Annotated in this window: 26 protein-coding genes and 1 riboswitch; of the genes, 20 read left to right on the top strand and 6 right to left on the bottom strand. The window is 61.2% G+C overall.

Annotated elements, in window-relative coordinates:
* Positions 1 to 3: 3 nt before the first annotated feature.
* The 8 genes from ACIPG5_RS02915 (at position 4) to ACIPG5_RS02880 (ending at position 10,474) form a co-directional block, all read left to right on the top strand.
* Positions 4 to 1,152, top strand: a complete 1,149-nt coding sequence (locus ACIPG5_RS02915) for an ABC transporter ATP-binding protein (RefSeq protein WP_314615024.1) — start codon at positions 4 to 6, stop codon at positions 1,150 to 1,152.
* Positions 1,153 to 1,198: 46 nt separating this feature from the next.
* A riboswitch (cobalamin riboswitch) is annotated at positions 1,199 to 1,405 on the top strand.
* A gap of 109 nt (positions 1,406 to 1,514) precedes the next feature.
* Complete coding sequence (locus ACIPG5_RS02910) at positions 1,515 to 3,641, top strand: TonB-dependent receptor (RefSeq protein WP_401373232.1); 2,127 nt, start codon at positions 1,515 to 1,517, stop codon at positions 3,639 to 3,641.
* A gap of 195 nt (positions 3,642 to 3,836) precedes the next feature.
* The gene (locus ACIPG5_RS02905; protein WP_401373230.1) at positions 3,837 to 5,003 is read left to right on the top strand and encodes a DUF1624 domain-containing protein; all 1,167 of its coding nucleotides are present in this window, start codon (positions 3,837 to 3,839) and stop codon (positions 5,001 to 5,003) included.
* A 17-nt stretch (positions 5,004 to 5,020) separates the two neighbouring features.
* Positions 5,021 to 6,043 carry a FecCD family ABC transporter permease gene (locus ACIPG5_RS02900; protein ID WP_401373228.1) on the top strand — a complete coding sequence of 341 codons (1,023 nt, stop codon included), beginning with the start codon at positions 5,021 to 5,023 and terminating at the stop codon, positions 6,041 to 6,043.
* Entirely contained in the window at positions 6,040 to 6,828 is a 789-nt protein-coding gene (locus ACIPG5_RS02895; protein ID WP_401373226.1) for an ABC transporter ATP-binding protein, read from the top strand. The genes ACIPG5_RS02900 and ACIPG5_RS02895 overlap by 4 nt, the downstream gene beginning before the upstream one ends.
* Before the next feature lie 15 nt (positions 6,829 to 6,843).
* Complete coding sequence (locus ACIPG5_RS02890) at positions 6,844 to 8,187, top strand: OprD family porin (protein ID WP_401373224.1); 1,344 nt, start codon at positions 6,844 to 6,846, stop codon at positions 8,185 to 8,187.
* A gap of 53 nt (positions 8,188 to 8,240) precedes the next feature.
* Entirely contained in the window at positions 8,241 to 8,927 is a 687-nt protein-coding gene (locus tag ACIPG5_RS02885; RefSeq protein ID WP_401373222.1) for a CerR family C-terminal domain-containing protein, read from the top strand.
* A gap of 32 nt (positions 8,928 to 8,959) precedes the next feature.
* Entirely contained in the window at positions 8,960 to 10,474 is a 1,515-nt protein-coding gene (locus ACIPG5_RS02880) for a carboxylesterase/lipase family protein (protein WP_401373220.1), read from the top strand.
* A 157-nt stretch (positions 10,475 to 10,631) separates the two neighbouring features.
* Here ACIPG5_RS02880 and adhP read toward each other — a convergent pair whose 3' ends face one another.
* Together adhP and ACIPG5_RS02870 are read right to left on the bottom strand one after the other, a co-directional pair.
* Positions 10,632 to 11,642, bottom strand: coding sequence for an alcohol dehydrogenase AdhP (gene adhP / locus ACIPG5_RS02875; protein ID WP_401373218.1), 1,011 nt, complete (start codon positions 11,640 to 11,642; stop codon positions 10,632 to 10,634).
* A gap of 96 nt (positions 11,643 to 11,738) precedes the next feature.
* Complete coding sequence (locus ACIPG5_RS02870; protein WP_401373216.1) at positions 11,739 to 12,617, bottom strand: WYL domain-containing protein; 879 nt, start codon at positions 12,615 to 12,617, stop codon at positions 11,739 to 11,741.
* 340 nt (positions 12,618 to 12,957) lie between these two features.
* On the opposite strand from ACIPG5_RS02870, the gene ACIPG5_RS02865 reads away from it, so the two are divergent.
* From ACIPG5_RS02865 to ACIPG5_RS02850, 4 genes are all read left to right on the top strand, one after another.
* Entirely contained in the window at positions 12,958 to 13,203 is a 246-nt protein-coding gene (locus tag ACIPG5_RS02865) for a hypothetical protein (RefSeq protein ID WP_176514463.1), read from the top strand.
* A gap of 80 nt (positions 13,204 to 13,283) precedes the next feature.
* Positions 13,284 to 14,273, top strand: coding sequence for a 5'-nucleotidase (locus ACIPG5_RS02860; protein WP_176514461.1), 990 nt, complete (start codon positions 13,284 to 13,286; stop codon positions 14,271 to 14,273).
* Positions 14,274 to 14,471: 198 nt separating this feature from the next.
* On the top strand, positions 14,472 to 14,939 hold the full coding sequence (locus ACIPG5_RS02855) for a hypothetical protein (RefSeq protein WP_176514459.1): 468 nt from the start codon (positions 14,472 to 14,474) through the stop codon (positions 14,937 to 14,939).
* Complete coding sequence (locus ACIPG5_RS02850) at positions 14,936 to 16,294, top strand: hypothetical protein (protein ID WP_401373213.1); 1,359 nt, start codon at positions 14,936 to 14,938, stop codon at positions 16,292 to 16,294. The genes ACIPG5_RS02855 and ACIPG5_RS02850 overlap by 4 nt, the downstream gene beginning before the upstream one ends.
* Before the next feature lie 64 nt (positions 16,295 to 16,358).
* Here the strand turns inward: ACIPG5_RS02850 and ACIPG5_RS02845 are convergent, their stop codons facing one another.
* Both ACIPG5_RS02845 and ACIPG5_RS02840 read right to left on the bottom strand, forming a co-directional pair.
* Positions 16,359 to 17,114, bottom strand: coding sequence for a DUF3944 domain-containing protein (locus ACIPG5_RS02845; RefSeq protein WP_176514456.1), 756 nt, complete (start codon positions 17,112 to 17,114; stop codon positions 16,359 to 16,361).
* Positions 17,115 to 17,229: 115 nt separating this feature from the next.
* The gene (locus ACIPG5_RS02840) at positions 17,230 to 17,946 is read right to left on the bottom strand and encodes a hypothetical protein (RefSeq protein ID WP_401373211.1); all 717 of its coding nucleotides are present in this window, start codon (positions 17,944 to 17,946) and stop codon (positions 17,230 to 17,232) included.
* 84 nt (positions 17,947 to 18,030) lie between these two features.
* Here ACIPG5_RS02840 and ACIPG5_RS02835 point away from each other — a divergent pair, with 84 nt between their 5' ends.
* Both ACIPG5_RS02835 and ACIPG5_RS02830 read left to right on the top strand, forming a co-directional pair.
* Positions 18,031 to 18,561, top strand: coding sequence for an AAA family ATPase (locus ACIPG5_RS02835; RefSeq protein WP_401373209.1), 531 nt, complete (start codon positions 18,031 to 18,033; stop codon positions 18,559 to 18,561).
* A gap of 58 nt (positions 18,562 to 18,619) precedes the next feature.
* The gene (locus ACIPG5_RS02830; protein WP_401373207.1) at positions 18,620 to 19,390 is read left to right on the top strand and encodes an SDR family NAD(P)-dependent oxidoreductase; all 771 of its coding nucleotides are present in this window, start codon (positions 18,620 to 18,622) and stop codon (positions 19,388 to 19,390) included.
* Positions 19,391 to 19,444: 54 nt separating this feature from the next.
* On the opposite strand, the gene ACIPG5_RS02825 is transcribed toward ACIPG5_RS02830, so the two are convergent.
* Positions 19,445 to 20,134, bottom strand: a complete 690-nt coding sequence (locus ACIPG5_RS02825) for a hypothetical protein (RefSeq protein WP_401373205.1) — start codon at positions 20,132 to 20,134, stop codon at positions 19,445 to 19,447.
* A gap of 284 nt (positions 20,135 to 20,418) precedes the next feature.
* Between ACIPG5_RS02825 and ACIPG5_RS02820 the strand changes: the two genes are divergently transcribed.
* From ACIPG5_RS02820 to ACIPG5_RS02800, 5 genes are all read left to right on the top strand, one after another.
* Positions 20,419 to 21,660 (top strand): molybdopterin-dependent oxidoreductase, encoded by a 1,242-nt coding sequence (locus ACIPG5_RS02820; RefSeq protein WP_401373203.1) that lies wholly within the window; start codon positions 20,419 to 20,421, stop codon positions 21,658 to 21,660.
* 10 nt (positions 21,661 to 21,670) lie between these two features.
* Positions 21,671 to 22,300 (top strand): c-type cytochrome, encoded by a 630-nt coding sequence (locus tag ACIPG5_RS02815; RefSeq protein WP_176514444.1) that lies wholly within the window; start codon positions 21,671 to 21,673, stop codon positions 22,298 to 22,300.
* Positions 22,301 to 22,371: 71 nt separating this feature from the next.
* Positions 22,372 to 22,581 (top strand): DUF6434 domain-containing protein, encoded by a 210-nt coding sequence (locus ACIPG5_RS02810; RefSeq protein WP_401373201.1) that lies wholly within the window; start codon positions 22,372 to 22,374, stop codon positions 22,579 to 22,581.
* Positions 22,582 to 22,906: 325 nt separating this feature from the next.
* Positions 22,907 to 23,152, top strand: a complete 246-nt coding sequence (locus ACIPG5_RS02805) for a hypothetical protein (protein ID WP_401373199.1) — start codon at positions 22,907 to 22,909, stop codon at positions 23,150 to 23,152.
* A 100-nt stretch (positions 23,153 to 23,252) separates the two neighbouring features.
* Entirely contained in the window at positions 23,253 to 23,522 is a 270-nt protein-coding gene (locus tag ACIPG5_RS02800; protein ID WP_313393031.1) for a DUF3077 domain-containing protein, read from the top strand.
* A gap of 57 nt (positions 23,523 to 23,579) precedes the next feature.
* On the opposite strand, the gene ACIPG5_RS02795 is transcribed toward ACIPG5_RS02800, so the two are convergent.
* Positions 23,580 to 24,779 (bottom strand): MFS transporter, encoded by a 1,200-nt coding sequence (locus tag ACIPG5_RS02795; protein WP_401373197.1) that lies wholly within the window; start codon positions 24,777 to 24,779, stop codon positions 23,580 to 23,582.
* 167 nt (positions 24,780 to 24,946) lie between these two features.
* On the opposite strand from ACIPG5_RS02795, the gene ACIPG5_RS02790 reads away from it, so the two are divergent.
* Complete coding sequence (locus ACIPG5_RS02790; RefSeq protein WP_401373195.1) at positions 24,947 to 25,831, top strand: LysR family transcriptional regulator; 885 nt, start codon at positions 24,947 to 24,949, stop codon at positions 25,829 to 25,831.
* Positions 25,832 to 25,907 lie beyond the last annotated feature (76 nt).

The following is a 25,907-nucleotide window of genomic DNA, read 5'->3' as shown; positions in this document are numbered from 1 at the left end:
ACAATGAGTGCAGTGATCAAAGACAACGCGCACACCCAGACCCTGGTCAGCCTGCGCGGCCTGAACAAGCACTACGGCGACTTCACCGCCGTGGACAACCTGAACCTGGAAATCCAGGACGGCGAATTCCTCACCTTCCTCGGCTCCAGCGGCTCGGGCAAATCCACCACCCTGTCGATGCTGGCCGGCTTCGAAACCCCCAGCAGCGGCGAGATCCTGGTCGAGGGCCAGTCGCTGGTGAACGTGCCGCCGCACAAGCGTGACATCGGCATGGTGTTCCAGCGCTACTCGCTGTTCCCGCACCTGAACGTGCGCGACAACATCGCCTTCCCGCTGGCCATCCGCAAGCTCGGCGCCGCCGAGATCAACAAGCGTGTCGACGCCATGCTCAAGCTGGTGCAGCTGGAGAAGTTCGCCCACCGCAAGCCCTCGCAGATGTCCGGCGGCCAGCAGCAGCGCGTGGCGATCGCCCGCGCCCTGGTGTACGAGCCGCGCATCCTGCTGATGGACGAGCCGCTCGGCGCGCTGGACAAGAAGCTGCGCGAAGACCTGCAGGATGAACTGCGCCAGCTGCACCGGCGCCTGGGCATCACCATCGTCTACGTCACCCACGACCAGGAAGAAGCCATGCGCCTGTCCCAGCGCATCGCCATCTTCAGCCACGGCAAGATCGTTGGCCTGGGCAGCGGCTACGACCTCTACCAGAACCCGCCCAATGCCTTCGTCGCCTCGTTCCTGGGCAACTCCAACTTCCTGCGGGTCAAGGCCAGCGGCCATGGTGCCGGCAGCTTCGAAGGCCAGCCGCTGGCGCTGCGCCTGACCCCGGGCCTGGCGGTCGGCCAGGAGGCGCTGATCATGGTGCGCCCGGAAAAGGCCCTGGCCCTGACCGTCGAGCAAGCCGCGCGCGAACCGCTGCCGGCGGGCTGGAACGAAGTCATCGCCAAGGTCGGCGAGGTGTTGTTCCTGGGCGAAAGCCAGACCTGCCACGTGATGACCCCGGGCGGCACCGAACTGACCGTGAAAGCGCTGTCTGCCGCCGGCATGCCGATGCAGCCGGGAGACACGGTGAAGGTGCGCTGGGCGGTGGCCGATGCCTGCATCTACACCGAGTGGGCGGAAAGTGACTTGAGCAAGGCGGCGGGGGCGCATTGAGCACTCGCAACCGGTAAATGATTGACGCGCGCGCCGACCAATGGTCAGATGCGCGCCAGTTTCAGGTGTCCTGCGCCGCCGTGCGCAGGGTGAAACGGGAAGCCGGTGAGTCGTGGTCCACGACGAGTCCGGCGCTGCCCCCGCAACGGTAAGCGAGCGATGCCTTCGACACACCACTGTGCACCTGCATGGGAAGGTGAAGGCCTCATGACCCTCGCAAGCCCGGAGACCGGCCTGAAGCGTTCACTTGGCAACCCGCGGTGGGCGGGCGCAGGCCGGTATCCGCGTGCGCGCCTGCGTATTCGGTGCACCGTTGCGTGTTTTCCACCGGGATCCATTCATTCCTGCAGCAGTGGAAAGACATGTCCCGTTCGTTCAAGCTTCACCCTCTGGCGGCCTGCCTGGCCGTGAGTTTCCCCGCCTTGGCCGACCAGCCGCAGCGCCCGGTGCTGGCACTGCCGTCCACCGCCATCACCGATACCCGCGATGACTCGCACATCGACCTGGCCACGCCGACCCCGGCAGGTTCGCGGCTGAACCTCAGCGCCCTGGAAACCCCGGCCAGCACCAGCAGCATCAGCGCCGCAGAGATCGACCAGCGCAACAACCTCACCGTGCAGGATGCCGTGACCCGCTCGCCCGGCATCACCTTCGTCGGCAGCCCGGGCGATGGCGGCACCGGCCTGTCGGCGCGCGGCTTCAGCGGGCATGGCTCGGTGATGACCCTGTTCGACGGCGCGCGCCTGTACACCGGTGCCGGCACCCAGACCTTCCCGGTCGACCCGTGGATGGTCGAGCGCATCGATGTGATCCGCGGCCCGGCGTCGGTGCTGTATGGCGAGGGCGCTACCGGTGCGGTGATCAACGTCATCCCGAAAAAGCCCTTCGCCGGCGAGATCCACAACCACCTGCGCCTGGGCTACGGCTCGTGGGACCGCCAGCAGCTGGGCCTGGACAGCGGCGGCAGCCTGAGCGAGCGCCTGAGCTACCGCCTGACCCTCAACCAGCAGGCCGGCAACGGCTGGGTCGACCGCACCGACTCACGCAGCCTTGCACTGAGCGCGGCGCTGCGCTTCGACGCCAGCGACGACCTGAGCTTCACCCTCGCCCACGAACGCGGCGATGCCCAGCCTGCCAACTACTACGGCACCCCGCTGATCGACGGCCACTACCGCAGCAGCCTGCGCAAGAAGAACTACAACATCCACAACGATGTGCAGCGCTACCACGACGAATGGACCCGCTTCACCACCGACTGGGCGCTGAACGACCAGGTCAGCGCCAGCAACCAGCTCTACTACATCAAGAGCCGCCGCCACTGGCGCAACGCCGAGGACTACAGCTGGGACAGCGACCGCGAGCAGCTGCTGCGCCAGAGCTACCTGGAAATCAAGCACAACCAGGAGCAGATCGGCGATCGCCAGACCTTCACCTTCGACCACTCGCTGTTCGGCCTCGCCAGCAAGACGATGGTGGGCGCCGAGTACAACAAGGTACGCTTCAACGTCGACAGCAACGCGCCGTACAACGACGTCGGCGGCGACTACATCGACCCGTGGCAGCCGACCCCGGGCTGGTTCCACAGCGACTCGCCCACGCGCCCGCAAACCCTGTCCACCACCCACACCTTCGCCCTGTTCGCCGAAAACCGCCTGCAGCTGACCGAGCGCCTGTCGCTGGTGACCGGCGTGCGCCGCGACCAGAACCACATCGACCGCGACAACCTCACCAACGACACCCGCAGCGACCGCAGCCTGGATGGCGGCAACTGGCGTGCGGGGCTGGTGTATGCGCTCAGTGACGACCTGTCGCTGTACGGCCAGTACTCCACCAGCGAGGATGGGGTGAACAACCTGATCAGCCTCAGCCCCACGCAGATGAACTACGACCTGACCGAGTCGAAGCAGACCGAGCTGGGCCTCAAGCAGCGCTTCTGGCAAGGGCGCGGCGAGTGGACCCTGGCCGCTTTCCACATCGTCAAGAAGAAGCTGCTGGTGGACGACCCGATCACTCACGAGAAACAGCAGACCGGGCAGCAGACTTCCGATGGCCTGGAGGCGACCCTGGAGCTGGCCCTGCCGCAGCAGTGGCAGGTTTCGGCCAACGCTTCGGTTGTGCGCGCCAAGTATGACGATTTCGACGAGATGGTCGGCGGCGTGCCCCAGGACCGCGCCGGCAATCGCCCGGCCAACGTGCCACGGCGCACGGCCAACCTGTGGCTGAGCAAGGGGTTTGGGCAGCAGGTGGAGGCTGGCATCGGGGCACGCTATGTGGATGAGCGCTATGCCAACACTGCCAATACCCAGAGTGCGCCGGGGTACACCGTGGTCGATGCCAACATTGGCTGGCAGGTGCTGCCGGATGTGCGCTTGGGGTTGCAGGTGAACAACCTGTTCGACCGCGAGTATGTGGCTTCGGCGTTCAGTGGCACGCAATGGATCATGGGGGTGCCGCGGTCGTATTTCGCCACGGTGGACTACAGCTTCTGATTTGAGTTGATTGCACTGGCCCCATCGCCGGCAAGCCGGCTCCCACAGGTCGCGTGCCCGACGCGGTCGGCGTGGGAGCCGGCTTGCCGGCGATAGGGCCAGTACTGCCAACACAAAAACAATTTTCACCTGTAAATCAAAAAGCTATAAGATAACGTTTCATTTGACATTCATTCCTGCCTGCGACCCTCTTCCATGACCAGCGCCGCCGCCACCCCCACCCAGCTCACCCAGCGCCTGCAGAGCATCGACGCCCTGCGCGGCCTGGTGATCCTGTTCATGCTGCTCGACCACGTGCGCGAAACCTTCTTCCTGCACCGCCAGGTCAGCGACCCGATGGCCATCGACGCCACCGACCCCTCGCTGTTCGCCAGCCGCACCCTCGCTCACCTCTGCGCCCCAGTGTTCGTCCTGCTCACCGGCCTGTCGGCCTGGCTGTACGGCGAGAAGTACCCGGGCCGCAGCGCTGTCTCGGCGTTCCTGTTCAAGCGCGGCCTGTTCCTGGTGGTGCTGGAATTCACCCTGGTGAACTTCGCCTGGACCTTCCAGCTGCCGCCCAGCGTCATCTACCTGCAAGTGATCTGGGCCATCGGCGTCAGCATGATCGCCCTGTCGCTGCTGGTGTGGCTGCCGCGCCCCGCCCTGCTCGCACTCGGCGCCCTGATCGTCGCCGGCCACAACCTGCTCGACGGCCTGCATTTCGGCGTGGAATCGGCGATGCATGTGCCGTGGGCGATCCTGCATGACCGCGGCTGGCTGGAAGCCTCGGAAAACCTGCGCCTGCGCACCTCCTACCCGGTGCTGCCGTGGATCGGCGTGATCGCCCTGGGCTATGGCCTCGGCCCCTGGTTCGCCCGTGGCAGCGATGCACAACAGCGCCAGCACCAGTTGCTGCTGGTCGGCATCATCGCCCTGCTCGGCTTCATGGTGCTGCGCATGCAGAACGGCTACGGCGAAGCGCCGTGGAGCGGCTACCCGAGCCTGACGCAAACCCTGATGAGCTTCTTCAACATCACCAAGTACCCGCCTTCGCTGCTGTTCCTGGCCCTGACACTGGGCTGCGGCCTGCTGTTGCTGCGCGCCTTCGAACGCGCAGGCCAGGCGCGCTGGATCAACGCCCTGGCAGTGTTTGGCGCGGCGCCGATGTTCTTCTACCTGCTGCACCTGTACGTGCTGAAGCTGCTGTACCTGGCCAGCGTGGCCCTGTTCGGCCGCAACCATGGCGACTACTTCGGTTTCGACGGCATCGGCGCAGTGTGGCTGACCACCGTGCTGCTGGCCGTGGCGCTGTACCTGCCGGTGCGCGGCTTCGCCCGGCTCAAGGCGCGCCGGCGTGACATCGCCTGGCTCAAGTACCTGTGAAGCGCAGTTCACCCGGCATGCAGCCCCGTGTTGCCCTGCTGCTCAGCGCCCTGGCGCTGCTGACCCTGCTGGCGGCCGTGCTGGCCGGCACCGCCATTGGCGAAACCGCGCTGTCGCCGCGGCTGGTCTGCCAAGTGCTGGCCAACCACCTGTGGCAGGCCGGCTACCCGCTCGACCCGATCGACAGCGGCATCGTCTGGAACTACCGCCTGCCGCGCACCCTGGTCGCCGCCGCCTGCGGCGCCGGGCTGGCGACCTGCGGGGTGATTCTGCAGGCGCTCCTGCGCAACCCGCTGGCCGAGCCCTACCTGCTCGGCTTGTCGGCAGGTGCCTCGACCGGTGCGGTGCTGGTGGGCCTGCTGGGGTTGGGCGGCGCGGCCCTGAGCCTGTCCGCCGGTGCCTTCATCGGCGCGCTGGCGGCCTTCGCCCTGGTGCTGTTGCTGGCCCGTGCGGCCGGCGCGCATAGCCACAATGCCCAGGTGATCCTCGCGGGCATCGCCGGCTCGCAACTGTTCAACGCCATTACCGCCCTGCTGATCACCCAATCGGCCACCGCCGAGCAGGCGCGCGGCATCCTGTTCTGGCTGCTGGGCAACCTCAGCGGTGTGCGCTGGCCGTCGGTGTGGCTGGCGCTGCCGGTGGCGCTGTGCGGTTTGCTGGTGTGCCTGTGGCAGCGCCGGGCCCTGGATGCTTTCACCTTTGGGGCAGACTCGGCCGCCTCGCTGGGCGTTGCCGTGCGCCCCACGCAGTTGCTGCTGGTGAGCTGCGCGGCACTGGTGACGGCGGTGATGGTATCGATCGTCGGCGCCATCGGTTTCGTCGGGCTGGTGATTCCGCATGCCTTGCGCCTGCTGCTCGGCCCCGGCCACAGCCGCCTGTTGCCGGCCAGTGCACTGGGGGGCGCGTTGTTCCTGATTGCCGCCGACGTGCTTTCACGCATATTGATCGCCGGCCAGGTGATCCCGGTGGGCGTGGTCACGGCACTGATCGGCGCCCCGGTGTTCGCGCTGATCCTGGTCAGCCGCCGGGGGCGCCCATGACCGCCATGAACCTGCCGCACCTGGCGCCCCTCGCCTGCCAGGGCCTGAACTTTCAGCTGGCAGGCCAGCCGGTGCTGCGCGATATCGACCTGCGCCTGGTTGCGGGCGAAACCCTCGGTATCGTCGGCCCCAATGGCTCGGGCAAGTCGTCGTTGCTCAAGCTGCTGGCCGGGCTGCGCACGCCGCACAGCGGCAGCGTGCAGTTGCTCGGCGAGCCCATCGCGCGCCTGCCCCGGCGGCGGATTGCCCAGGCCCTGGCGCTGGTCGAGCAGCAGGCCGACACCCTCGATGCCATCCGCGTGTTCGATGCCGTGGCCCTGGGGCGCACGCCGTGGTTGTCGGCGTTGGCGCCGTTTTCCAGCGACGACCACGCCATCGTCGAACAGGCCCTGGCCGACGTCGATGCCAGCCACCTGCGCACGCGCCTGTGGGGCGCGTTGTCCGGCGGCGAGCGCCAGCGCGTGCACATCGCCCGGGCCTTGGCCCAGCGCCCGCAAGTGCTGCTGCTGGACGAGCCGACCAATCACCTGGATATCCAGCATCAGCTGAGCCTGCTGCAACAGGTGCAGGCCTTGCCGGTAACCAGCCTGGTGGCCCTGCACGACCTGAACCAGGCACTGACCTGCGACCGGGTGGCGGTGCTCGACCAAGGCCGCCTGGTGGCCCTGGGCAAACCGCTGGAGGTGCTCACGCCCGAGCGCCTGCTGAGCACCTTCGGCGTGCACGCCCACTACCTCACCGACCCCTTCGACGGCGCCCGCATCCTGCGTTTTCGTGCCCCCTGACCTGGAATCACCGCCATGCCCCTGCGCCCCTGCGCCCTGCTGTTCGCCAGCGCCGTGTTGCCTGCTGCCGCGCTGGCCGACTCTGCGCAATCGCAAAGCCGCGGGTTGCTCGAAGACAGCAGCTGGAGCCTGCTCAACCGCAGCGTGTACGACCAGCGTGACTACAAGCACGGTGCGCGCAACGGTGCTGCGCGCAACGCCTACAAGCCGCGCAGCGAGCGCAACGGCCTGGCTGAAGAATGGGCCTACGGCTTGATGGGCACGTTCCAGTCCGGCTTTACCCAGGGCCTGATCGGGGTTGGCGTCGATGCCCACGCCTACCTGGGCGTGCAGCTCGACAGCGGCGGCGGCCGAGCCGGCAAGGCGCGCCTGCTAGGCCTGGACAATGATGGCCGCCCAAAGCATGAATACAGTCGGGGTGGCGCGGCGGTGAAGTTACGCACGTCCAATACCGTGCTGTCCTACGGCGAACAGCGCGTGAAGACGCCGGTGTTCAGCTCTTCCGACAGCCGCCTGCTGCCCGAAACGGCGACCGGGTTGTTTCTCGCCAGCAACGAAATCGACACGCTGAAGCTGGTCGCGGGCCACTTCAACGAAAGCACCGACCGCAACGCCTCGAGCCACGACCAAGGCTTCGTGGTGAACTACTCCAACGGCCGCCAGGGCAGCGCCTTCGACCTTGCCGGCCTGGTGTGGAACCCAGGCGCCGCATTCAGCGCCAGCCTGTATACCTCCCGCTATGAAGACACCTGGAACCAGCACTACCTCGGCAGCACCCTGGCCCACGCCCTGGACGCGCGCCGCAGCCTGAGCCTGGACCTCAACCTGTACCGCACCACCGACACCGGCAAGGCCCTGTCCGGGCGCATCGACAACACCACCTGGAGCCTGATCTCGCGCTACAACCAGGGGCCGCACGGCTTCAGCCTGGGCTGGCAGCAGGTCGACGGCAACACACCGTTCGACTATGTGACCCGCGGGGCGATCTACCTGACCAACGCGGTGCAGATGTCCGACTTCAACGCGCCGAACGAGAAGTCCTGGCAGGCGCGCTATGACCTGAACATGGGCGCCTACGGCGTGCCGGGCCTGAACCTGTCGGCGCTGTATGTGCGGGGGTTCGATATCGATGGCAGCCATGTCGACGCCAGCGGCGGCTACGCCTACCTGGGCTATGGCCAGGGCGGCAAGCATTGGGAGCGGGACCTGGAGGCGCGCTATGTGGTGCAGAGCGGCAAGGCCAAGGGCACGACCTTTTCGCTGCGGCACAACGTGCATCGCGGCAATACGGCGCAGGCGGAGCTCGATGGCAACCAGCTCCGCTTGGCGGTGGAGTGGCCGTTGAGCGGCGGGTTTTGAGTCCTGGTCATCCAGGGCTTGATTTAATCAATCGATTAAGTAAGATTTCGGGTATGAAAAAATCCCCTACCCGGACCACAGAACAACGCGGCGATGAGACGCGCGAGGCGCTTCTCGCCGCAGCAACGTCAGCGTTTGCTGCAAGCGGCTTTCATGCTGTTAGCACCCGGCACATTGCCGACAGTGCGAAGGCGAACCTGGCGCTCATCAGGTATCACTTCGGCGGCAAAGAAGGCCTGTACCTGGCTGTGTTCGAACGCATCGCGGGTGAAATCAGACAACGCATCGACCCCCTGGCGGCCCGCATCGCTTCAGCGCTCGAATCCACCCACGGTGAGTCGCGCCCTGAGCTTCTGCGTAAACAACTCCTCCCCGCATTGTTCGACCTCACTGACGGCCTCGTCGCGTCGCTCATGGACGAAAGCTCGGGCGAGTGGGCACAGCTTATTTTGCGCGAGCAGCAGGCACCGTCCGCTGCTTTTGACCTTCTTTATGACGGCTTCATGGGGCGGGTGACGCAGCAAATCACAGCCGTCATTAGCAAGTTCCGATCGAATGAGGATGACAAAGCCAACCGGCTGCTCGCCATCTCGATCATGGGCCAAATGATGATCTTGCGAAATGCGCACGCCGGAGTCCTGCGCCATATGGGCTGGACGAGCATGGGCGCAATCGAGATTCGAGCGGCCCAGCAGTGCCTGAGGGCAAACATCACGGCGCTTTTGATTGGCGCCAGATGAGCGCCGATTCCAATCTCCCGGGGGAGTTCGCCATGCATCCTATCGTTCGCACCAACAAGGGTTTCTTGCAGGGCTTCAGCGAGGCAGGTATCTGCAAGTTCTTCGGAATCCCTTACGCCGCGCCGCCCGTAGGCGATCGCCGTTGGAGGCCGCCAAGCCCGGCCGCTGATTGGAATGGCATTCGGCAAGCCCAAGAATTTGGTCCCATTTGCCCTCAGACGGCGGGAGCCGTCTTCAGGACGCGCGCAAAGACCGAGAGCGAAGACTGCCTTTACCTGAACGTGTGGACAGCTTCACTGAATACGGCGGCCAAGCAGCCTGTAATGGTATGGATTCACGGTGGCGGATACCTCGGAGGTGGAGGCTGTGAGGATGGCACCGACGGCTCCGGGTTGGCCGCCCTCGGCGTCACCGTAGTCAGTTTCAACTATAGATTGGGCGCGTTCGGTTACCTCGCGCACCCAGCATACGGAAGCAACTTCGGGCTTCAAGACCAGATCGCGGCACTCGCGTGGGTCCGCGACAACATCGAACGTTTTGGCGGCGACCCCGAGTGCGTGACTATCTTTGGCCAGTCAGCAGGTGGCCATGCAGTGCGCACGCTGCTCAGCAGCCCTTCGGCGAGCGGACTGTTTCACCGAGCAATACTTCAAAGCGGTGGTGGCGAACGCTTTGCGTTCGACCACAGCGCACCGAATGAGAAGACTTATGCCGCTAGCGAAGCATTCATTTCTCACCTTGGCGCAGGCTCCCCTGAAGAACTGCGTAGCCTTCCAACGGAACTCATAAAGAACGCCTCACACCTGTTCAGTGGAGTCATCCCAAAGCCGCGGCGAGTACACACCCCCGCAAATCTAGCCTGGATGCCCGTGAGTGATGGGGCGACTCTGCCAGCCGATTGCGACAGTCAAACGCTTGCACCTGTACCGTTGATAGTCGGCTTTACCCGCAACGAGTCTCGCTACTTCATAAAACCGGGAATGCTTTCCTACAGCCGGCTACTTCTATTCGTACTGACCAAAGTGCTCGCCGGAAAACAGGCACGCGCGGTGCGATCGAAATTGGCAAAACACCCTGGCACGATCTACGACCGCTTCGATCGCATCTACACTGCAGCAGTATTTGCCGAACCGACATTCGCGCTGGCGAAGCGCCTTCAGGCGAGCAGCCACCGCTTTTATGGCTATCGCTTTGACAAGGTGTCTCCTAGCGCAAGAAGCTCCAACTTGCGCGCCCAGCACACCGCAGAACTTCGATACCTTTTCGGAACACTGCCCACGGTAGGTTACGACGCCAAGGACCAGCAGATTTCGAATTGGATGCAAGCCCAATGGACCCGTTTTGCTCGCGATGGGTATCCAGTCGATGGCGCTCACTGGCGCGCCTATGACGACCGGGAGCAGTTCTTGTTGATCGACGATAGCTTCGATCACGCACGCCTTGATGATGATCCGGTCGTACCGCTGCTTCACCAACTGCGCCAAATCGATCACGTAGCCCCGAAGGGCATGCTTTCTCGCCTGAGGGGGCTACTGCACAAGGCCTAAGTGACCGGCCATTGGCGCGTCTGGCCAAGCCATTCGCCGCCACCCTTGTTGTTACTGTTAGCCATGAGCCCACCCGTTTGCCCCTTATTCAAAGGGGCAAACGGTGCCCTGTCTTTCAGGGGGCTCGTTCACTGCAATCAAAGCACGTGCTTGAGGCTCAACGTTCGAAGTTGATCACCATGCGGCCCTTGATCTTGCCTTCGAGCATCTCGTCGAAAATGGCGTTGATGTCTTCGATCGGGCGCAGTGTCACCTTCGGCACTACCTTGCCTTGCGCAGCGAATTCGAAGGCTTCGACCAGGTCCTGACGGGTGCCGACCAGCGATCCCACCACTTCGATGCCATCGAGCACCAGCCGCGGGATGTCCAGGCTCATGGCTTCCGATGGCAGCCCCACGGCCACCAGCCGGCCACCGGCACGCAGCGCATCAACCGCCGAGTTGAAGGCGCTTTTCGACACCGCCGTGACCACGGCCGCATGCGCACCGCCGGTCTTTTCCTGAACGATCTTGGCCACATCCTCGCTGCGCGGGTTGAGCACCAGGTCAGCGCCCATCTCGCGGGCGAACTGTAGCTGCTCGTCATTCACATCGATGGCGATGACCCGGGCATTGAAGACGTTTTTCGCGTACTGCAGGGCCAGGTTGCCCAGGCCACCCAGGCCATAGATGGCAATCCACTGCCCCGGGCGGATATTCGAAGATTTAACCGCCTTGTAAGTGGTCACCCCGGCGCAGGTGATGCTGCTGGCTGCGGCAGAGTCGAGGCCGTCTGGCACTTTCACCGCGTAGTCGGCCACCACGATGCACGACTCGGCCATGCCACCGTCTACGGTGTAGCCGGAGTTCTTCACTTCGCGGCACAGCGTCTCGTTACCGCTGTTGCAGTACTCGCAATGCCCGCAACCCTGGTAGAACCACGCCACGCTGGCCCGGTCACCCGGCTTGAGCGACGTCACCCCGGGCCCGACCTCGACCACCACGCCAATCCCTTCATGGCCTAGCACCACGCCGGTCTTGTCGCCGAAATCACCATTCTTCACATGCAGGTCGGTGTGGCAGACACCGCAGCACTGCATCTTCAGCAACGCTTCACCGTGCGCCAGCGGCCTCAGTGACTTTTCCACCACCTCGACGCGGCGCCCTTTGGCAACAACTGCAGCTTTCATGAATGCCTCCTTGTCTACCTGAGTGAGCTTGACTTGAAGGGTTCAGCATAGAGCCGATTTGCGCGAAGGGATTGCTTCAGGTCAAAAAGCGGCCGCTCAGTCAAGGCTCAGCCAGGGTTTGAGCGCAGCCCGGTTGGCCAGCACCAGCTGCTGGGCCTCGGGCCTGGCGTCGTGCATGCTCGGGTTCACGTGGAAGCGCCGCACCACATACTTGGCCAACGCCTGAGAGCTAGGCACCACCAGGTGGCCATCGAGCATGCCGAAGTCCACTTCGATGATCGCCTGCTGCGCATCCGTCAGCCGCTCGTCCGGCTTGAAGATCACATCGATCGGCGTGTTCCATTCCACATCGAGGTCCATGCCGTTTTCGGTCACTTCATCGCGTAACTCCGGCACGCCACGGAAACGGCTGAGCACGAAGTCGCGGTACTTGCCGTTCTTCTCGCAGTACGCCCTCACATGCCAGCGCATGCCGGTGTAGACCAGCGTATGCGGCGCGATGGTGCGCCCTTCCAGCGCCGGGCTGTTGAAGGACACATAGTCGATGTCCAGGCGCCGCTTCTCGCGGCAGGCCTTGAGCAACGGGCGCAGCACTTCGGGCTTGACCGAGCGGTCCGGCACCTTGAGCACTTCGGTGTGCCCGTAGGCCAGGGCCAGGCCTTCGATATGCGGCGCCCGTTCGTTGTTCTGATTGAGCAGGTCGAGGTAGGCGCTGGCGCTGTCATCGATGAACAGCGGCTTGAACTGCCGGGTGGGCACGTAGCCTTTGATCTGTTTGTCGTAGACCAGGTTCTTCGAGGCGTACTCGCTGATGTAGGTGTTGATGTCCTTGGACGCCTGCTGGCGGCTGATGCCAAAGCTCTGCATCAGGTGGTTGGTGGTCAGCCGCCCTTCCCACCACACCACCGTTTCGATCAGGCGGTAGCGCAGGGCCAGGTCCCAGCGGGTCTGTTCCATTCGTTGCGTGCGTTTCATCCAGGAGCCTGCGTTGTCTGATAAGTGCCATGACGTGTCGTCAAATCCTACGTGTCAGGTATGACGCGAAGCAAGTGACAACGCATGTGTAAAGTAAACGGACACATCCACTGCAACCCCAGCATCGCGCGATATCAGCGCCTTGAGCATCCCTAGGCCACGGCACTCGGCGGTTGTACCCCATACCGCGATATCAAAATGCCTTCTCCCTTTGATCACGACGCGCCATCGGACCTGTACCATTCCTTTACCTGTACAAGTCACCATTATCGACATGTAATCTTAATGGACATATCTTCCTGCTTGCCGGCATTAAGCCACTACTCAAGGAAGCCAAACCATGGAAGCGCTCGAAATCATTCTGCTGGGCGTCACCGGCACCACGCTGCTGGTGCAGGGCCTGCAGCACGCTCGCCTGGGCGATATCTGGACCCTGCTAAAAAGCGATCGCGACCTGGAACGCAGCGCGCGCATCCATGAACAGGAGAACACCGAGCTGCGCAGCGCCCTTCGCGCCGAACGCGAGCATGTAAGCCAGCTGCAGCGCCAGGTCCACCTGCTGATGGGGCTTATCCCCGAAGCCTGAAGATGAGGGCGAGCCCGCCCTCATCGCTTTTGCCATGGCACTGTGTTTACCTATCCACCCCTTCACCCAGGGAAGCCCCCATGCCCTACCCCATCGAACAGAAACTCGTCGTCGGCGTCGCCTCCAGCGCCCTGTTCGACCTGACCGACTCCGACGCCATCTACCAATCCGAGGGCGTCGACGCCTACCGCCAGCACCACGAAGCGCACCTGGACGTACCCTTCCCCAAAGGCGTGGCCTTCCCCTTCATCCGCCGCTTCCTCAGCATCAACAAGGCCTTCCCCGAGCAGTTGCCGGTGGAAGTGGTGCTGCTCTCGCGCAACTCCCCGGAAACCGGCCTGCGCGTGTTCCGCTCGATCGACCATTACGGCCTGGACATCACCCGCGCCGCCTTCATGTCGGGCCGCTCGCCCTACGAATACATTCCCGCCTTCAACGCCTCGCTGTTCCTCAGCGCCCATGAAGGCGACGTGCAGCGCGCGATCGACGCCAACTACCCCGCCGGGCTGGTGCTGCCGACGCGCATCTACGATGACGAGATCGACACCGAGCTGCGCGTGGCCTTCGACTTCGATGGGGTGATTGCCGATGACGAGGCGGAAAGCGTGTACAAGCAGCGCCTGGACCTGACCGAGTTCCAGGCCCACGAGCAGGCGCACAAGGCCGTTCCGCACCAGCCGGGGCCGTTGGCCGATCTGTATCGCAAGCTTTCGCTGATTCGCCAGCTGGAGGATCGCAAGCTTGCAGAGGATGCGCACTACAAGCGCATTCTGCGTATCGCCATCGTCACGGCGCGCAATGCGCCATCGCATGAGCGGGTGGTGACGACGTTGAAGAACTGGGGGGTTTCGCCGGATGAGTCGTTCTTTCTGGGGGGGATGGAGAAAGAGCGGGTGTTGCGGATTCTCAAGCCGCATATGTTTTTTGATGACCAGCGCAGTCACTTGACCTCGGCGGCGGGGGATTTGCCGATGGTGCATGTGCCGTTTGGGGTGGCCAATAGAGTGTTGAGCGGACAAATAGACGAGAAGCCGGGAGCGCTTCAAGCACTCAATCGCTCCCCGGATTGATTCGACGAAGCCTGCCCACCCTTTAAGACAGCGCTTCCCTTCCACACATCGAAGACTCACAGTTCACGCACCCTAAGATGGCTATGTGCCATAATTCTGAGTCACCTAGGCCTGTTCGGGCTAAGTACCGAATGTGTCTTCACCAGAAGCAAGTACAACAAAGTCACGCCGCTCATTTCACCCAAGGGAAAAGAAGTAATGGATAACGTTGAGATCAATCGCATCAGGAACGAAGCGACTAAGCAGGTGCGAGCAATCCTCGATCAACTTGAGAACGACTACCCAGGCGTAACCGAAGGGCTAGCGGCTGCGTTGGGTTCGACTGCCGGCGCTGCGGGTTCGTTTGGGGCGTTGTACATGCTGGGCGTGACAGGGCTTTCAGCACCCGGCATCACCTCTGGTTTGGCTACAGCAGGCGCACTGGTAGGCGGTGGCATGGTTGCAGGCATTGGTGTATTGGCTGCGCCTATCGCACTTCTCGGCGTAGGCGGCTATGCATTGATGAAAAGCCGTAAGAATGCAAAGTTGGCCGCTGCCCTGGGCGAGGCGATCAGCAAGCTTTACAACATTCAAGAACGACTGATGAAAAATGCCGAGACGTTCAAAGCTGAAATTGCGGCCATCAAACAGACCATCGACATGCTCACGAGGAAGAAGCCATCGTGAGCCACGGGCCCTACAAGGATGAAGTCAGCGCACTGGCCCTGCTGAATGATCGCTCACAAGCTATTAGTGCTGCGCATGACCAAATTGCCTCGGATATTCACCATATCCGTGAGCAGTTGCTAGCGCTTGCGCAAGGGGTGGGCAAACCTGCAGAAGAAGTGCTCGTAGGCGTCGCGCGTGAAGTCGTCGAACCGCTGAGCATCGATGTTCCTCTCGCCGATATTTATGCTCAAGCGCGTGCGAAACATCCTGATGCCAGCCTTAGTCATGTGCTCAATGACGATGATTACAGCGCGATCGATCAGCGACTGAATGCTCGGTTGCAGGCATTCAATGCTCGCTACACGCTGGACGGATGGGACTATGCGATCGCTGGCTGCAGCGGATTGTTTTCCGGTGTACTCGATCTTCTGTTCGTTCGCGGGCCCGCCAAACCAGGAACGAAATGGGACACGCCCGTAGAGGGAACTTTCAACGGCTGGGTCCAGCAATTACTGAATAAATGGCTGCCTCCAGAGTTATCCAAAAAATTGGGGGATGCCTGCAAGATCGGTGCACCGGACAGTTCGGTATGGACTGACCTGATCGGGGCCCCCGACAAGGTCTTGAACCCGATCAATCATCGCCTTCGTTCCTTGGCGCATGACCCGATTCTGGGCTTTTTCTACGGCGTCTATGACATGATCCACGGCACATGCACGGTGGTGGTCAATGGGCAAGTCATGCAGATACCCAGCAAGAAAGGCCCAACGCAGGGCAATCTCTTCCAATTGCTCGGCAAGATGTTCGGCCACTTGTTGTCTGACCTGAATGCTCCGTCAGCAAAAGGAAACAGAGGCATGGGGCTCCCGGCACCCTTCATGGGTCTGCTGCGCATGTTTGAAAATTTGGAAGTCGGTGGGGTTTCATTCGGTAAGCAAATCGAATGGATGTACACCCAGGGCTATGACTTCAGACAGTTTCTGGTGACGAGCGTGCCAGCGGTCATCATGGAAGTCATCATGCGGGTGTTCTATGTGGTGAAGCAGGTCGCGATTAATGGAGCGAAATTCTCCCAAGCCTTCATGGAAACACTGCCGGGTCGGATGAGTCCTCGCTTCAGGATCATGCTCGCCATCGCCTATGGTTCGAGCAGTGCCGTCAATGCCGGGAAAATGTACGTGAGCCGCAACCTGTTGGACCTTAACTACGCAGCCTGGATGGGCCTTGTGTGGAACGGCAGCTTCGCGTTGAAATGGTCACTCTACGATCGTCATGTGCAATTTTGGGAAGAAGTAGAGCTCAATGAGCTGGAGCGTTTAGAGCAGCACATCGAGAAGCTTGACGATTTATTGGAGCGTTCCAGAACACTCTGACAGATGGCGCACGCCACGCCTCGGCATGCGTTCTGGCCAGCGAACCGCTGGCCAGAACGTTCACTTAGCTGAAGCTGATCTCGGCGGCCTGTTTCGCGTAGAGATGTTTCTGTCGCAGTGCAGCAACCTGAATTACAGCTGGGATCGTTACGCGGTATGCACTGCCTGCGATATCCACAGCTGTCCACAGCCCCGTGATTGCCCACCCAATTGGCCCCGTCAGCACAGCCATGGTTCTTGCCAATGCCGCGTTCGCTGCCAGCGAAAGACCACGTCCGATAAGCTGCTTGAGCACAGCGTTCACAATGATCAACGTCAATTTGTAAGAGCTGAAACCGCCCGCCCGGAAAACCGCCTGGAAGATACCCGTCATGGCCTCGGCCGTAAGGCCGCTGGTATTTTTCATTCCCGTTGCCGTTGCCAGCTCGCTGAGCTCCTCGGGGCTCATCCTTTCCAGCGCATCGGAAAGAATTTTCATTAACAGGCAAGACTCGATTTTTTCAACGCTGGCGTCTTTGTTGTAGTTGACCTTCAACTTGTCACACACATCCGTCAATACCTCTTTGTACTCCACACCTTTGCCGCCACGAAAGATCGTCGCAAAGGTGTTGGCGCCGAAACACTGGATTTCGGCCGCAATGAGGTCCCAATATTCATGATGGTCGGGATGATGAGCCTTGTAGCGGTCATTGACCGTCAGTTCTTCGGTAAAGCGAACGCTGCCGTCTTTATCGTGCGTGAGGCAGTACACCAGGTCATTCAGGTCGGAAGACTCCATGCGACCCAAGAATGCCAAATCCTTGTCTTCCCGATATGCCATTTAAAACGTCCTTTTCATCCAGTCTGCTTAGGTCAAGGCAGCAGCACGCTGCCGTCATTCAGGAATACACCCAGCTGTTCGCCTCACGGCCACTACTCGCAGGGTGGCGCGCACGCTATGCAGCACGTCGCCTCGTCGCCCGCAAGCGTTGCTCAAGGAGCAGGACTACGCCTGGGTAATGCCTACCCTTGTTGCAGTAGTGTGCATTTCCGATTTGCGGAAAAATAAACGCAAAATCGCGATCGTCGCTGTACTCGCCGATACAGCCAATAGATTCAAGCCAGGGTTCAAGGTAGGCTTTCACTTTCGCTTCGCAGACGTCCCCCAACTTGCCACCTTCAGGGCAAACTTCTTTAAGGGGAATGGTCGGAACGACAAAGGTCGCTGCGAACCTGCAATTGGCTTCATGTACTTGTAGATCACCCGCGTCATGCCAGGCTGCTTGCTTTGCCTGGGCAACATAGGAGTAGCCATCCGCGCGTGTTCCGATTGGCTGGTTGGCCTGCTTTGCCTCAAAAGCGAAGCTGATTTCTGGAGACCTTACATACAGGTCGCATCGACCATTGCGCAACTTGTCACCGTGATCGACACCCGGTGACAACGTTCTCATACGTTTCGACGTTGTAAACTCTTCCAGCGCAACCCAACCCTCGAGCGTCCATGCTGCCCCAGCCAGCGTACTGAGGATGGCGCGCTCGTTGTACCACCATGGATTGTCTTGAAAACTTGTGGTGTAGCGCTGAATAGTAGCGATCCAGGCTGTCAGTAACTTATGCAGTTCAGTATTAGGGCCTTGGGCAGACACCTTCTTCCATGTACTTTCCGCTACCACGATAGTCTCTTTACCGGCTGTAAAAAATCGAATGATATCATGCTGCCATCACTTCGCAAGAACACCTAAGACAGGAAGTCCCCCATGCAACGAATCGTCATCCTAGGCAACGGCGGCAGCGGCAAGTCCACCCTCGCCCGCGCCCTGGGCGAGCGCCTGAACCTGCCCGTGGTGCACCTGGACAAACTCTTCTGGGAACCCAACTGGACCGAACCCGACGCCGAACAATTCCGTGAGCGGGTTCGCGAGGCGGTTGCCGGCGATGCCTGGGTATGCGAAGGCAACTATGCGCGGCGCACGTTCGACCTGCGCCTGCCACGGGCGGATCTGGTCATCTGGCTCGACACGCCTCGGCTCACCTGTTTCATGCGGGTGCTGCTGCGCCTGCTGCGTAACCAGCCGCGGCCTGATCGTGCGGCAGGTTGCGAGGAAAGGTTCGATTTGGCGTTTCTCAAGTTCGTGTGGACGTTCGACCAGGGCTACCGGTCAGGCATCGAAGCGGTTCGCGAGAAAGTCGGGCCGCAAGTGCCTACGCTGCATCTGCGCGGCAAACGGCAAATCAGGGCATTTCTCGAAGGGCTGGGCGCCCCTGCATCGATGGTGAACGGAGTTTAAGCTGCGCGACAGGGTCTACCCATTGAGGTGAGTTAGCCGCCATTGTGCGAGGTGCTGCATGACCCTGATTCCCGACCTGAATGGCAAGGCCAATGTGCTGGTATGCGGTGCGAGCCGCGGTATCGGCTTGGCGCTGTGTGCGGCATTGCTGGCCCGCGATGATGTGGGCCAGGTTTGGGCTGTGTCACGAGATGCGACACGCAGTGACGGGCTCGCAGGCCTCGCCGAGGAGCATGCTGAGCGCGTTGTGCTGATGGATTGTGATGCGCGTGATGAACTTGCGCTTGCAGCACTTGCGAGTGCGGTCGAGCGTACTTGCAACCATCTTCACCTGGTCATCAGCACCTTGGGCATTCTTCATCAGGAAGGAGCGCGGGCCGAGAAATCGCTGGCACAGCTGGACCTTGCCGGGCTGCAGGCGAGCTTCGCGACCAATGCATTCGCGCCGATATTGTTGCTCAAGCTTTTGCTGCCACTGTTGCGCAAAGGGCCCGCCACGTTTGCTGCGCTGTCGGCCAGGGTCGGGTCTATTGGCGACAATCGCTTAGGTGGGTGGTACAGCTATCGGGCGAGCAAGGCGGCGCTGAATCAGTTGCTGCATACCGCGAGCATCGAGCTGAAACGGCTTAACCCGGCGGCCACGGTATTGGCACTGCACCCGGGAACGACCGACACAGCGTTATCGCGCCCTTTCCAAGCAAATGTGCCGGCAAAAAAACTGTTCGAGCCTGCGTTTGCAGCCCAACGCATTCTTGAGCAGATCGAACGGCTTGGCCCATCCCGCAGCGGTGGGTTCTGGGCCTGGGACGGCGAACCGATCGAATGGTGACCCTGTGTAGGAGCGGCCTTGTGTCGCGATGGGCCGCGCAGCGGCCCCATCCCCTCAAGGTCGCATCAGCGGCTCGATCCCGATCCATTGCTTGACCGGGTGATAACACAGCTCAAGCGGTGGAATCTGCACCTCGCGCCCCTGAACATCCAACGTGCCCAAGTGAATGGTCCACTTGGAGTCGGCATTGAACTTGTCCGTCGGGAAGATCACATAAGCGGAGCCATGCCGCTTGTTGTTGGTGACCCGGGCAATTTTCCTTTGCACTTCCTCGCTATTGATAGCGTAGGGCGAAGGCCGTGCGTAGTTCGGGTGGAAAACCGGCGCATCATAATCCCCGCCCCCCAGATATACCTCGGGCCTTGCCTTGAGCTGCGAGCCATCTTCGAAGGTGATGTACGCCTCGCGGCTGTCGTAAACAATCGGCAGTGTCGCCGCCCCTCGCCCCCCTTCGTTGTAGGCGACCAACTGCACATAGAACTCCGGCCGCGGATACTTTTCGCCCGGGTATTGAACATGCAGAAGTTGCTGGAACGGCTGGTCGCGCCAGCGGGACGGGTAATCGTACAGGTAAGTTTCCAGATGGACCGTTGTCTCTCCCTGCGGCCCGGGCACTTTGAATGCGTGCTCGGTTTCGCAGAGGTCGGCATAGGCAGCGCGTTCACGTTTCCAGGGGACGCAGGCGGTTAGCGAGGCCACTGCCAGCAATAGCAGGAAGGAGCTTGCGTGTTTCAGGTGAGTCATGACCTCAAGTTCGCATGCGCTTGGCGGCACCAATGACCATGAAAGCCGCACCCGGTATCCAGATTCCCGGATTCGAAGTGCCCAAACCCACCACAAGCAGCGCAATACCTATAGCCAACATCAGCGTTCTCCCTCACTGGAATATCCATCGCACAAGCGGCCCATTTAAGCATAAAGATGGCCACTGTCATCTAATGCCAAGTCGATGACGCCGAATGAAAAGCACCTTGGCGCTACATCTGGATACTGACTCCCGCAGCTCAAGCAATCGAAGGGAATTCGGGATGAAGTTCAGTTTCATAGAGGGCTCACGCCTTAGCCGTCGGCGCGTGCTGCGCGATGCTTTTGCCCTCGCAATCGCGACCAGCCCATTGGCCGGCTTGGCCAAGGCAGCCAACGAGCGCGCAGATGACGTCAGTGTTGCCGCAGGCCCACGGCCCCTGGTGCAGTACCCGCAAAAACGCCCGCTGACGCTGGTCACCACCCGCCCTCCCCATCTCGAAACCCCGTTCCGCGTTTTCAACGACGGGCCGATTACGCCGAATGACGCGTTCTTTGTCCGCTACCACTTGGCCAACTTTCCTACCAGCATTGACCCAGACAGCTACCGCCTGACGATCAAGGGCGCGGTCGATACGCCACTGTCACTCTCCCTGGCCGAACTCAAAGCGCTTGGCGAACCGGTGGAGGTGGTAGCCGTGAACCAATGCTCGGGCAACAGCCGCGCCTTCTCGATGCCGCGCGTGTTCGGCGCCCAGTTGGGCAATGGCTCCATGGGTAACGCCCGCTGGCTGGGCGTGCCGCTCAAGGCGGTGCTGGAAAAGGCCGGCGTGAAAGCCGAGGCGAAACAGGTGTCGTTGGACGGCCTCGACAAACCGGTGCTTGCGACCACGCCAGACTTCGTCAAGGCGCTGGATATCGACCACGCCATGAACGGCGAGCCCATGATTGCCTGGTCCATGAATGGCGAAGACCTACCCTTGCTCAATGGCTACCCCATACGCCTCGTGGTGCCGGGCTATTTCGGCACCTATTGGGTCAAGCACCTGAGCGAGATAGACGTGCTCGACCACACCTATGAAGGGTTCTTCATGGCCAAGGGTTACCGCGTGCCGGACAACGACTGTTTCTGCGTCCCCCCCGGTACCGCGCCGACGAATACGCGGCCGATCGCCAAGCTGCCTGTACGAAGCTTCATCACCAGCGTTAGTCACGGCGACGTGTTGCCGCTGAAACAATCCCTTGTGCTCAAGGGCATTGCCTTTGATGGCGGTGCCGGAATCGGCAAAGTGGAAGTGTCGGTCGACGGCGGCAAACAGTGGCGTGAAGCCGCATTGGGGCAGGACCTCGGCCGCTTCTCGTTCCGCGAGTGGACATTACTGATCAACTTCGCCCACCGAGGCGCGACGCAATTAATGGTGCGGGCCACCAGTAACGCCGGCGAAACCCAGCCACTGCGGGCTGGCTGGAACCCGGGCGGGTACCGGCGCAACGTCGTCGAAACAACTCACGTGACCATTGCCTGAAGGAGCTCGCATGAATCGCATGAAGTTCGTGGGCGCCTTGCTCGCCTGGTGGATTAGCGTGGCTCAGGCAGCACCGCTTTCAATTACCTTGCCGCCTGAAACCGCAGCGCTCAAGCCAAGTACGCTACCGGGTTATGCCTTGGCGCAACAGAAGTGCTCAACTTGCCACTCTGCCGATTACATCAACTTCCAACCGCCTGGCATGAGCCTGGAACAATGGACGGCAGAAGCGGGCAAGATGAAGAACACGTATGGCGCGCCAATCAGCGATGACGATGTGAGCATTATCGGCGCTTACCTGGCGGCCACCTATGGTTCTGCCCAGACGAGCGATGCGGCAGTGCAAACGGCTTCTTACCCAGCGAAGGCCGAAGCCACTTCGGATGCAAAAAACGATGCCATGGCGTTGCTGCAGAACAATGCCTGCCTGTCGTGCCATGCCCTGGATCACAAGGTTGTGGGGCCGTCTTATCACGAGGTGGCCGCCAAGTATGCCGGTGATGCGCAGGCGCTGGAGAAGGTAATTGCCAGTATTGAGCAAGGCGGCGCTGGCAAGTGGGGCAATGTGCCTATGCCGGCTTTTGCGCAGTTGAAAGCGGAAGATCGGGAAACGCTGGCTGCATTTATTCTCAAGCAATAGCACTGCGTGATTTAAGTGCTATATGGCGCGGTGCTACGCTGCTGGCGGACATGCCACACAAGGAAATGGACATGAAGTTCGACTGGCACGCTGGGCCGATCACCCGCGCTACCCCGATAGATAGCGACTACCGCAATACGCAGAAAGTGCGGGAGTTTCTGCTGAGCGAGTGTGGCGATTCGTTCAAGTTCGATCGCGCCTTCATGGTCTGGATCAAGAGTGGTGCGCCAGCCAACATGGGCGACGTTGCGGATCAATGGCGGCGTATCCACACGCTTTAGCTAAAAATGGCGTTACATGCTGTAACGCCTAACGGCTAAAAAAATCAGATTTGGCTACTTTCTTGTAGGGCATTTCCCAAAGATACTGCCGACGCCTGTTTTCCGTTGCGGTCGTATTTCCTCAGTTTTAGTCTCGCTGGGTCGTTGCACATCAACGACTAGCTTTGACAGGCTGATGATGACCAAACATACGGTTTGCTTTATGGCGGCTGTGTGTGGGGCACCTCGTGTGCGCCGGTTTGGTCTTCACCGGTCTGTCAACCCATACACAGCTGCCACCTCTTGTTTGACAGCAAGCGATGGTCGCTCCGCTGAAGACCAAATAATGCTGAAGATCGTCCCCGATCCACCCCACGATATGCTCACCCTGGAAGACACCCTGATTCAGGCCACGGACTACGCGCTATGCGCGGCCACTGTGGTGCATCAGGCATTGCTGCTGCAGCCCAAATCCCCAGCCTCGATTCTGATGATGGCCTCGATGCATGAAATGGAGGCACTGCGAGCGCTGCTCGAGTCCGCACTCATCCAAGTCCAGATGCCCGCCGGCCCGCGGACTTTGAACTCGTAGGCAAAGCCCTGCCTGAGTTGGCCTGCATACGCACTTGTGGGAGCGGGCTTGCCCCGCGAAGTGGCCAGCCCAGGCAGCAAAATTTCAGGGAGATTGACCGATGACCACAGACGACACCCCATGCACAGTCGGCAAAACCACCTTCTACCAAGGTGAAAACCACACCCACCCCCTCTTTCGCATCGAGCCCGGCATCCCCTGCCAGAGCGCCCGCGAACAAGCCTCGGAACTGATGGGCTACGCCCGCGACCTGTCCATCGACGGCCTGATGGAAGACAAACCCCAACTCCTCTGGGCCTCCCACTACCTCTGCGCCCTGGCCAAAGCCCTGCTTGATGATGCCGAGCTTGGCATGATGAAAAACCCTTGAATGCGTCAAGGCGGAACACCTCGATAGCAGGTGCTCCGCCTGAAGAATGCCTGCGGCTTACTGACTGACACCTACCGCAGCGCGATAGCCGACGCCACGGCTTTTTGCCATTTGCACAAACAGCAGCACCAGGCCCAACACCGAAATGACCGCACCAGTAACCCCCATGTAAGCAACCCCAACAGTACTGAAGGTGACGCCACCCAACCACGACCCCAGTGCAATACCCGAGTTGAAGCCCGCAATATTAAGCCCCGCAGCCACGCCATGAGCGTGCGGCGCGTGCTGCTGTGCAACGCCGATCAAACGCGCCTGCAACGCGGGCACGGCACCGAAAGTGAACATGCCCAGCGAAGCGACGAGGATGCCCATCGCAACCACGGACTGCGCAAAGCACCACATACCCAGCGCGGAAACGGCAATACCGCCAACCATGATCGCACTGGCCCGATCGACGCCCAGGCGATCCGTCAACTTGCCGCCAAGGACATTACCGATCGCGGCAAGCACGCCGTAGATCAACATGAACACACCGACAGTCGCCACACTGACCTGGGTGACCTCGGCCAACAGCGGCGCAATGTAGGTATAGGCGGTGAACGAGCCGGCATAACCCAGCACCGTCACCAGCGCCGCAGCCAGCAATGCTGGATGCAAGATTGCCTTGAGCGCCTGCCCTACGGACTCATCACCCACCTGGCCTTGCGCTTTCGCAGGCTCTTTCATGCCCAGCAACAGCCCAAGCAAGCCCAGCGCTCCAAATACGGCAATCGCGCCCAGCACCGGCCGCCAGTAACTCATGCCACCCAGGTAGGTGCTGATCGGCACGCCAATGGCCATCGCAATGGTGAAACCACCAAACACAACTGCCACCGCGCTCCCCGCCTTCTTCGGCCCGACCAAACGTGCGGCCGTGCTGGAGGCAAGCGCAAGGAACAAACCATGCCCCATGCCCGCGATAAAACGGGCGATCAACAGCATCGCCAGGCTGGAGGCGAGCGCTGCAAGCAGGCTACCGGTGCAGAACACCAGCACCGTCATCAGCATCGCTCGCTTGCGCGACCAGCCTGCGGTCAGGGCGGTCAACACCGGCGCAGCAACGGTGGCCCCCAGCGCATAAAGGGTAACGGCGCTGCCGGCCTGCTCGACATTGACGCCGAGGCCTTGGGCCATGACATCCGTGAGGCCGATAGGCACGAACTCCGCGAGGCCTAGCGCGAACGCTGTGAGGGTGAAGATGTACACGATGAAGGGCATGGGAACCTCTTTGAAAACAGGGAGACATCGGTTTTAACCGCGATTGCCCCGAATCGTAGTGAGCCTTGATCGATGCTAGAAATTATTGTTTATTGGGTTTTGCATAAATAATTTTATGCCTTGACCCTGCTCTCCCCGCCGACACTCCAAAAGGCGAGATCACTTTAATGAGCCATCTTGACCATTTACGGACCTTCATCGAGGCCTACCGACTGCAGTCCTTCTCGCGCGCCGCCGAGTCGCTGGGGATGACCCAACCCGGTGTGTCGCTGCATATTCAAGCGTTGGAAACCTTCGTCGCCAAACCCCTGTTTGTGAGGCGAGCGCGCGGCGTCACAGCGACAGAAGCTGCCGATGAACTGGCCCGTGCGGTCGGCCCGATGCTGGACGGCTTGGAGAATCGGCTGGCGTCCTACCGCCTCAGTGACGAAATCAGCGGCACCGTGCATATCGCCGGGCCTTCCGACTTCATCTATTCCAGAGTGGCATCGCGGCTAGCGCCACTGCTGGCCCAAGGTTTGAAGGTTCGCCTGCATACCGGCAACCGAGAACGGATTTACAGCTTGCTCAACAGCTCTGCCGCAGACTTGGCAATTACCGCCTCCATGCCGGATGAGCGCTCGCACGGCTATGCCAGGTTGTTGACTGAGCGATTCCTGCTGGTGCTCGCACCGCACCTGGCCAAAGCGCTTGGCAGCAAGCCTACGGCTGAGGGGTTGGCAAAGTTGCCGCTGATTGCCTTCGATGAAGACCTGCCGCTCGTTCGGCCTGTTTGGGCGGCGCTGTTCCAGCTTGCGCCGACTTTGCAAGCCGCGCTGACCATTGCGGATTTGCGCATCATTCAAGACCTGCTCGTGAAGGGACAGGGGTGGAGCGTGCTGCCGGATTATCAATGTGTCGAAGCGTTGGAATCTGGGGCTTTGGTGTCACTCACAGCGCATGAGGATGCGCCTACCAATAATCTGTATCTGGCGTGGAACAAGACCTCGATGCGTAATCCACGGATTGCGCATGTGCGTGACTATATCCTGGGGTTATTTGCGCAGGCGTAGATCTGTCAAACGCAGCAATCTCGGTAGTAAGCCATCTCCAGTTCGGCCACAATCGATCACTCAGTCACGCTGGGAC

Source organism: Pseudomonas sp. NPDC087029 (assembly GCF_044745345.1).
Lineage (GTDB): Bacteria > Pseudomonadota > Gammaproteobacteria > Pseudomonadales > Pseudomonadaceae > Aquipseudomonas > Aquipseudomonas faucium.
This window is presented reverse-complemented; position numbering and strand designations above follow the sequence as displayed.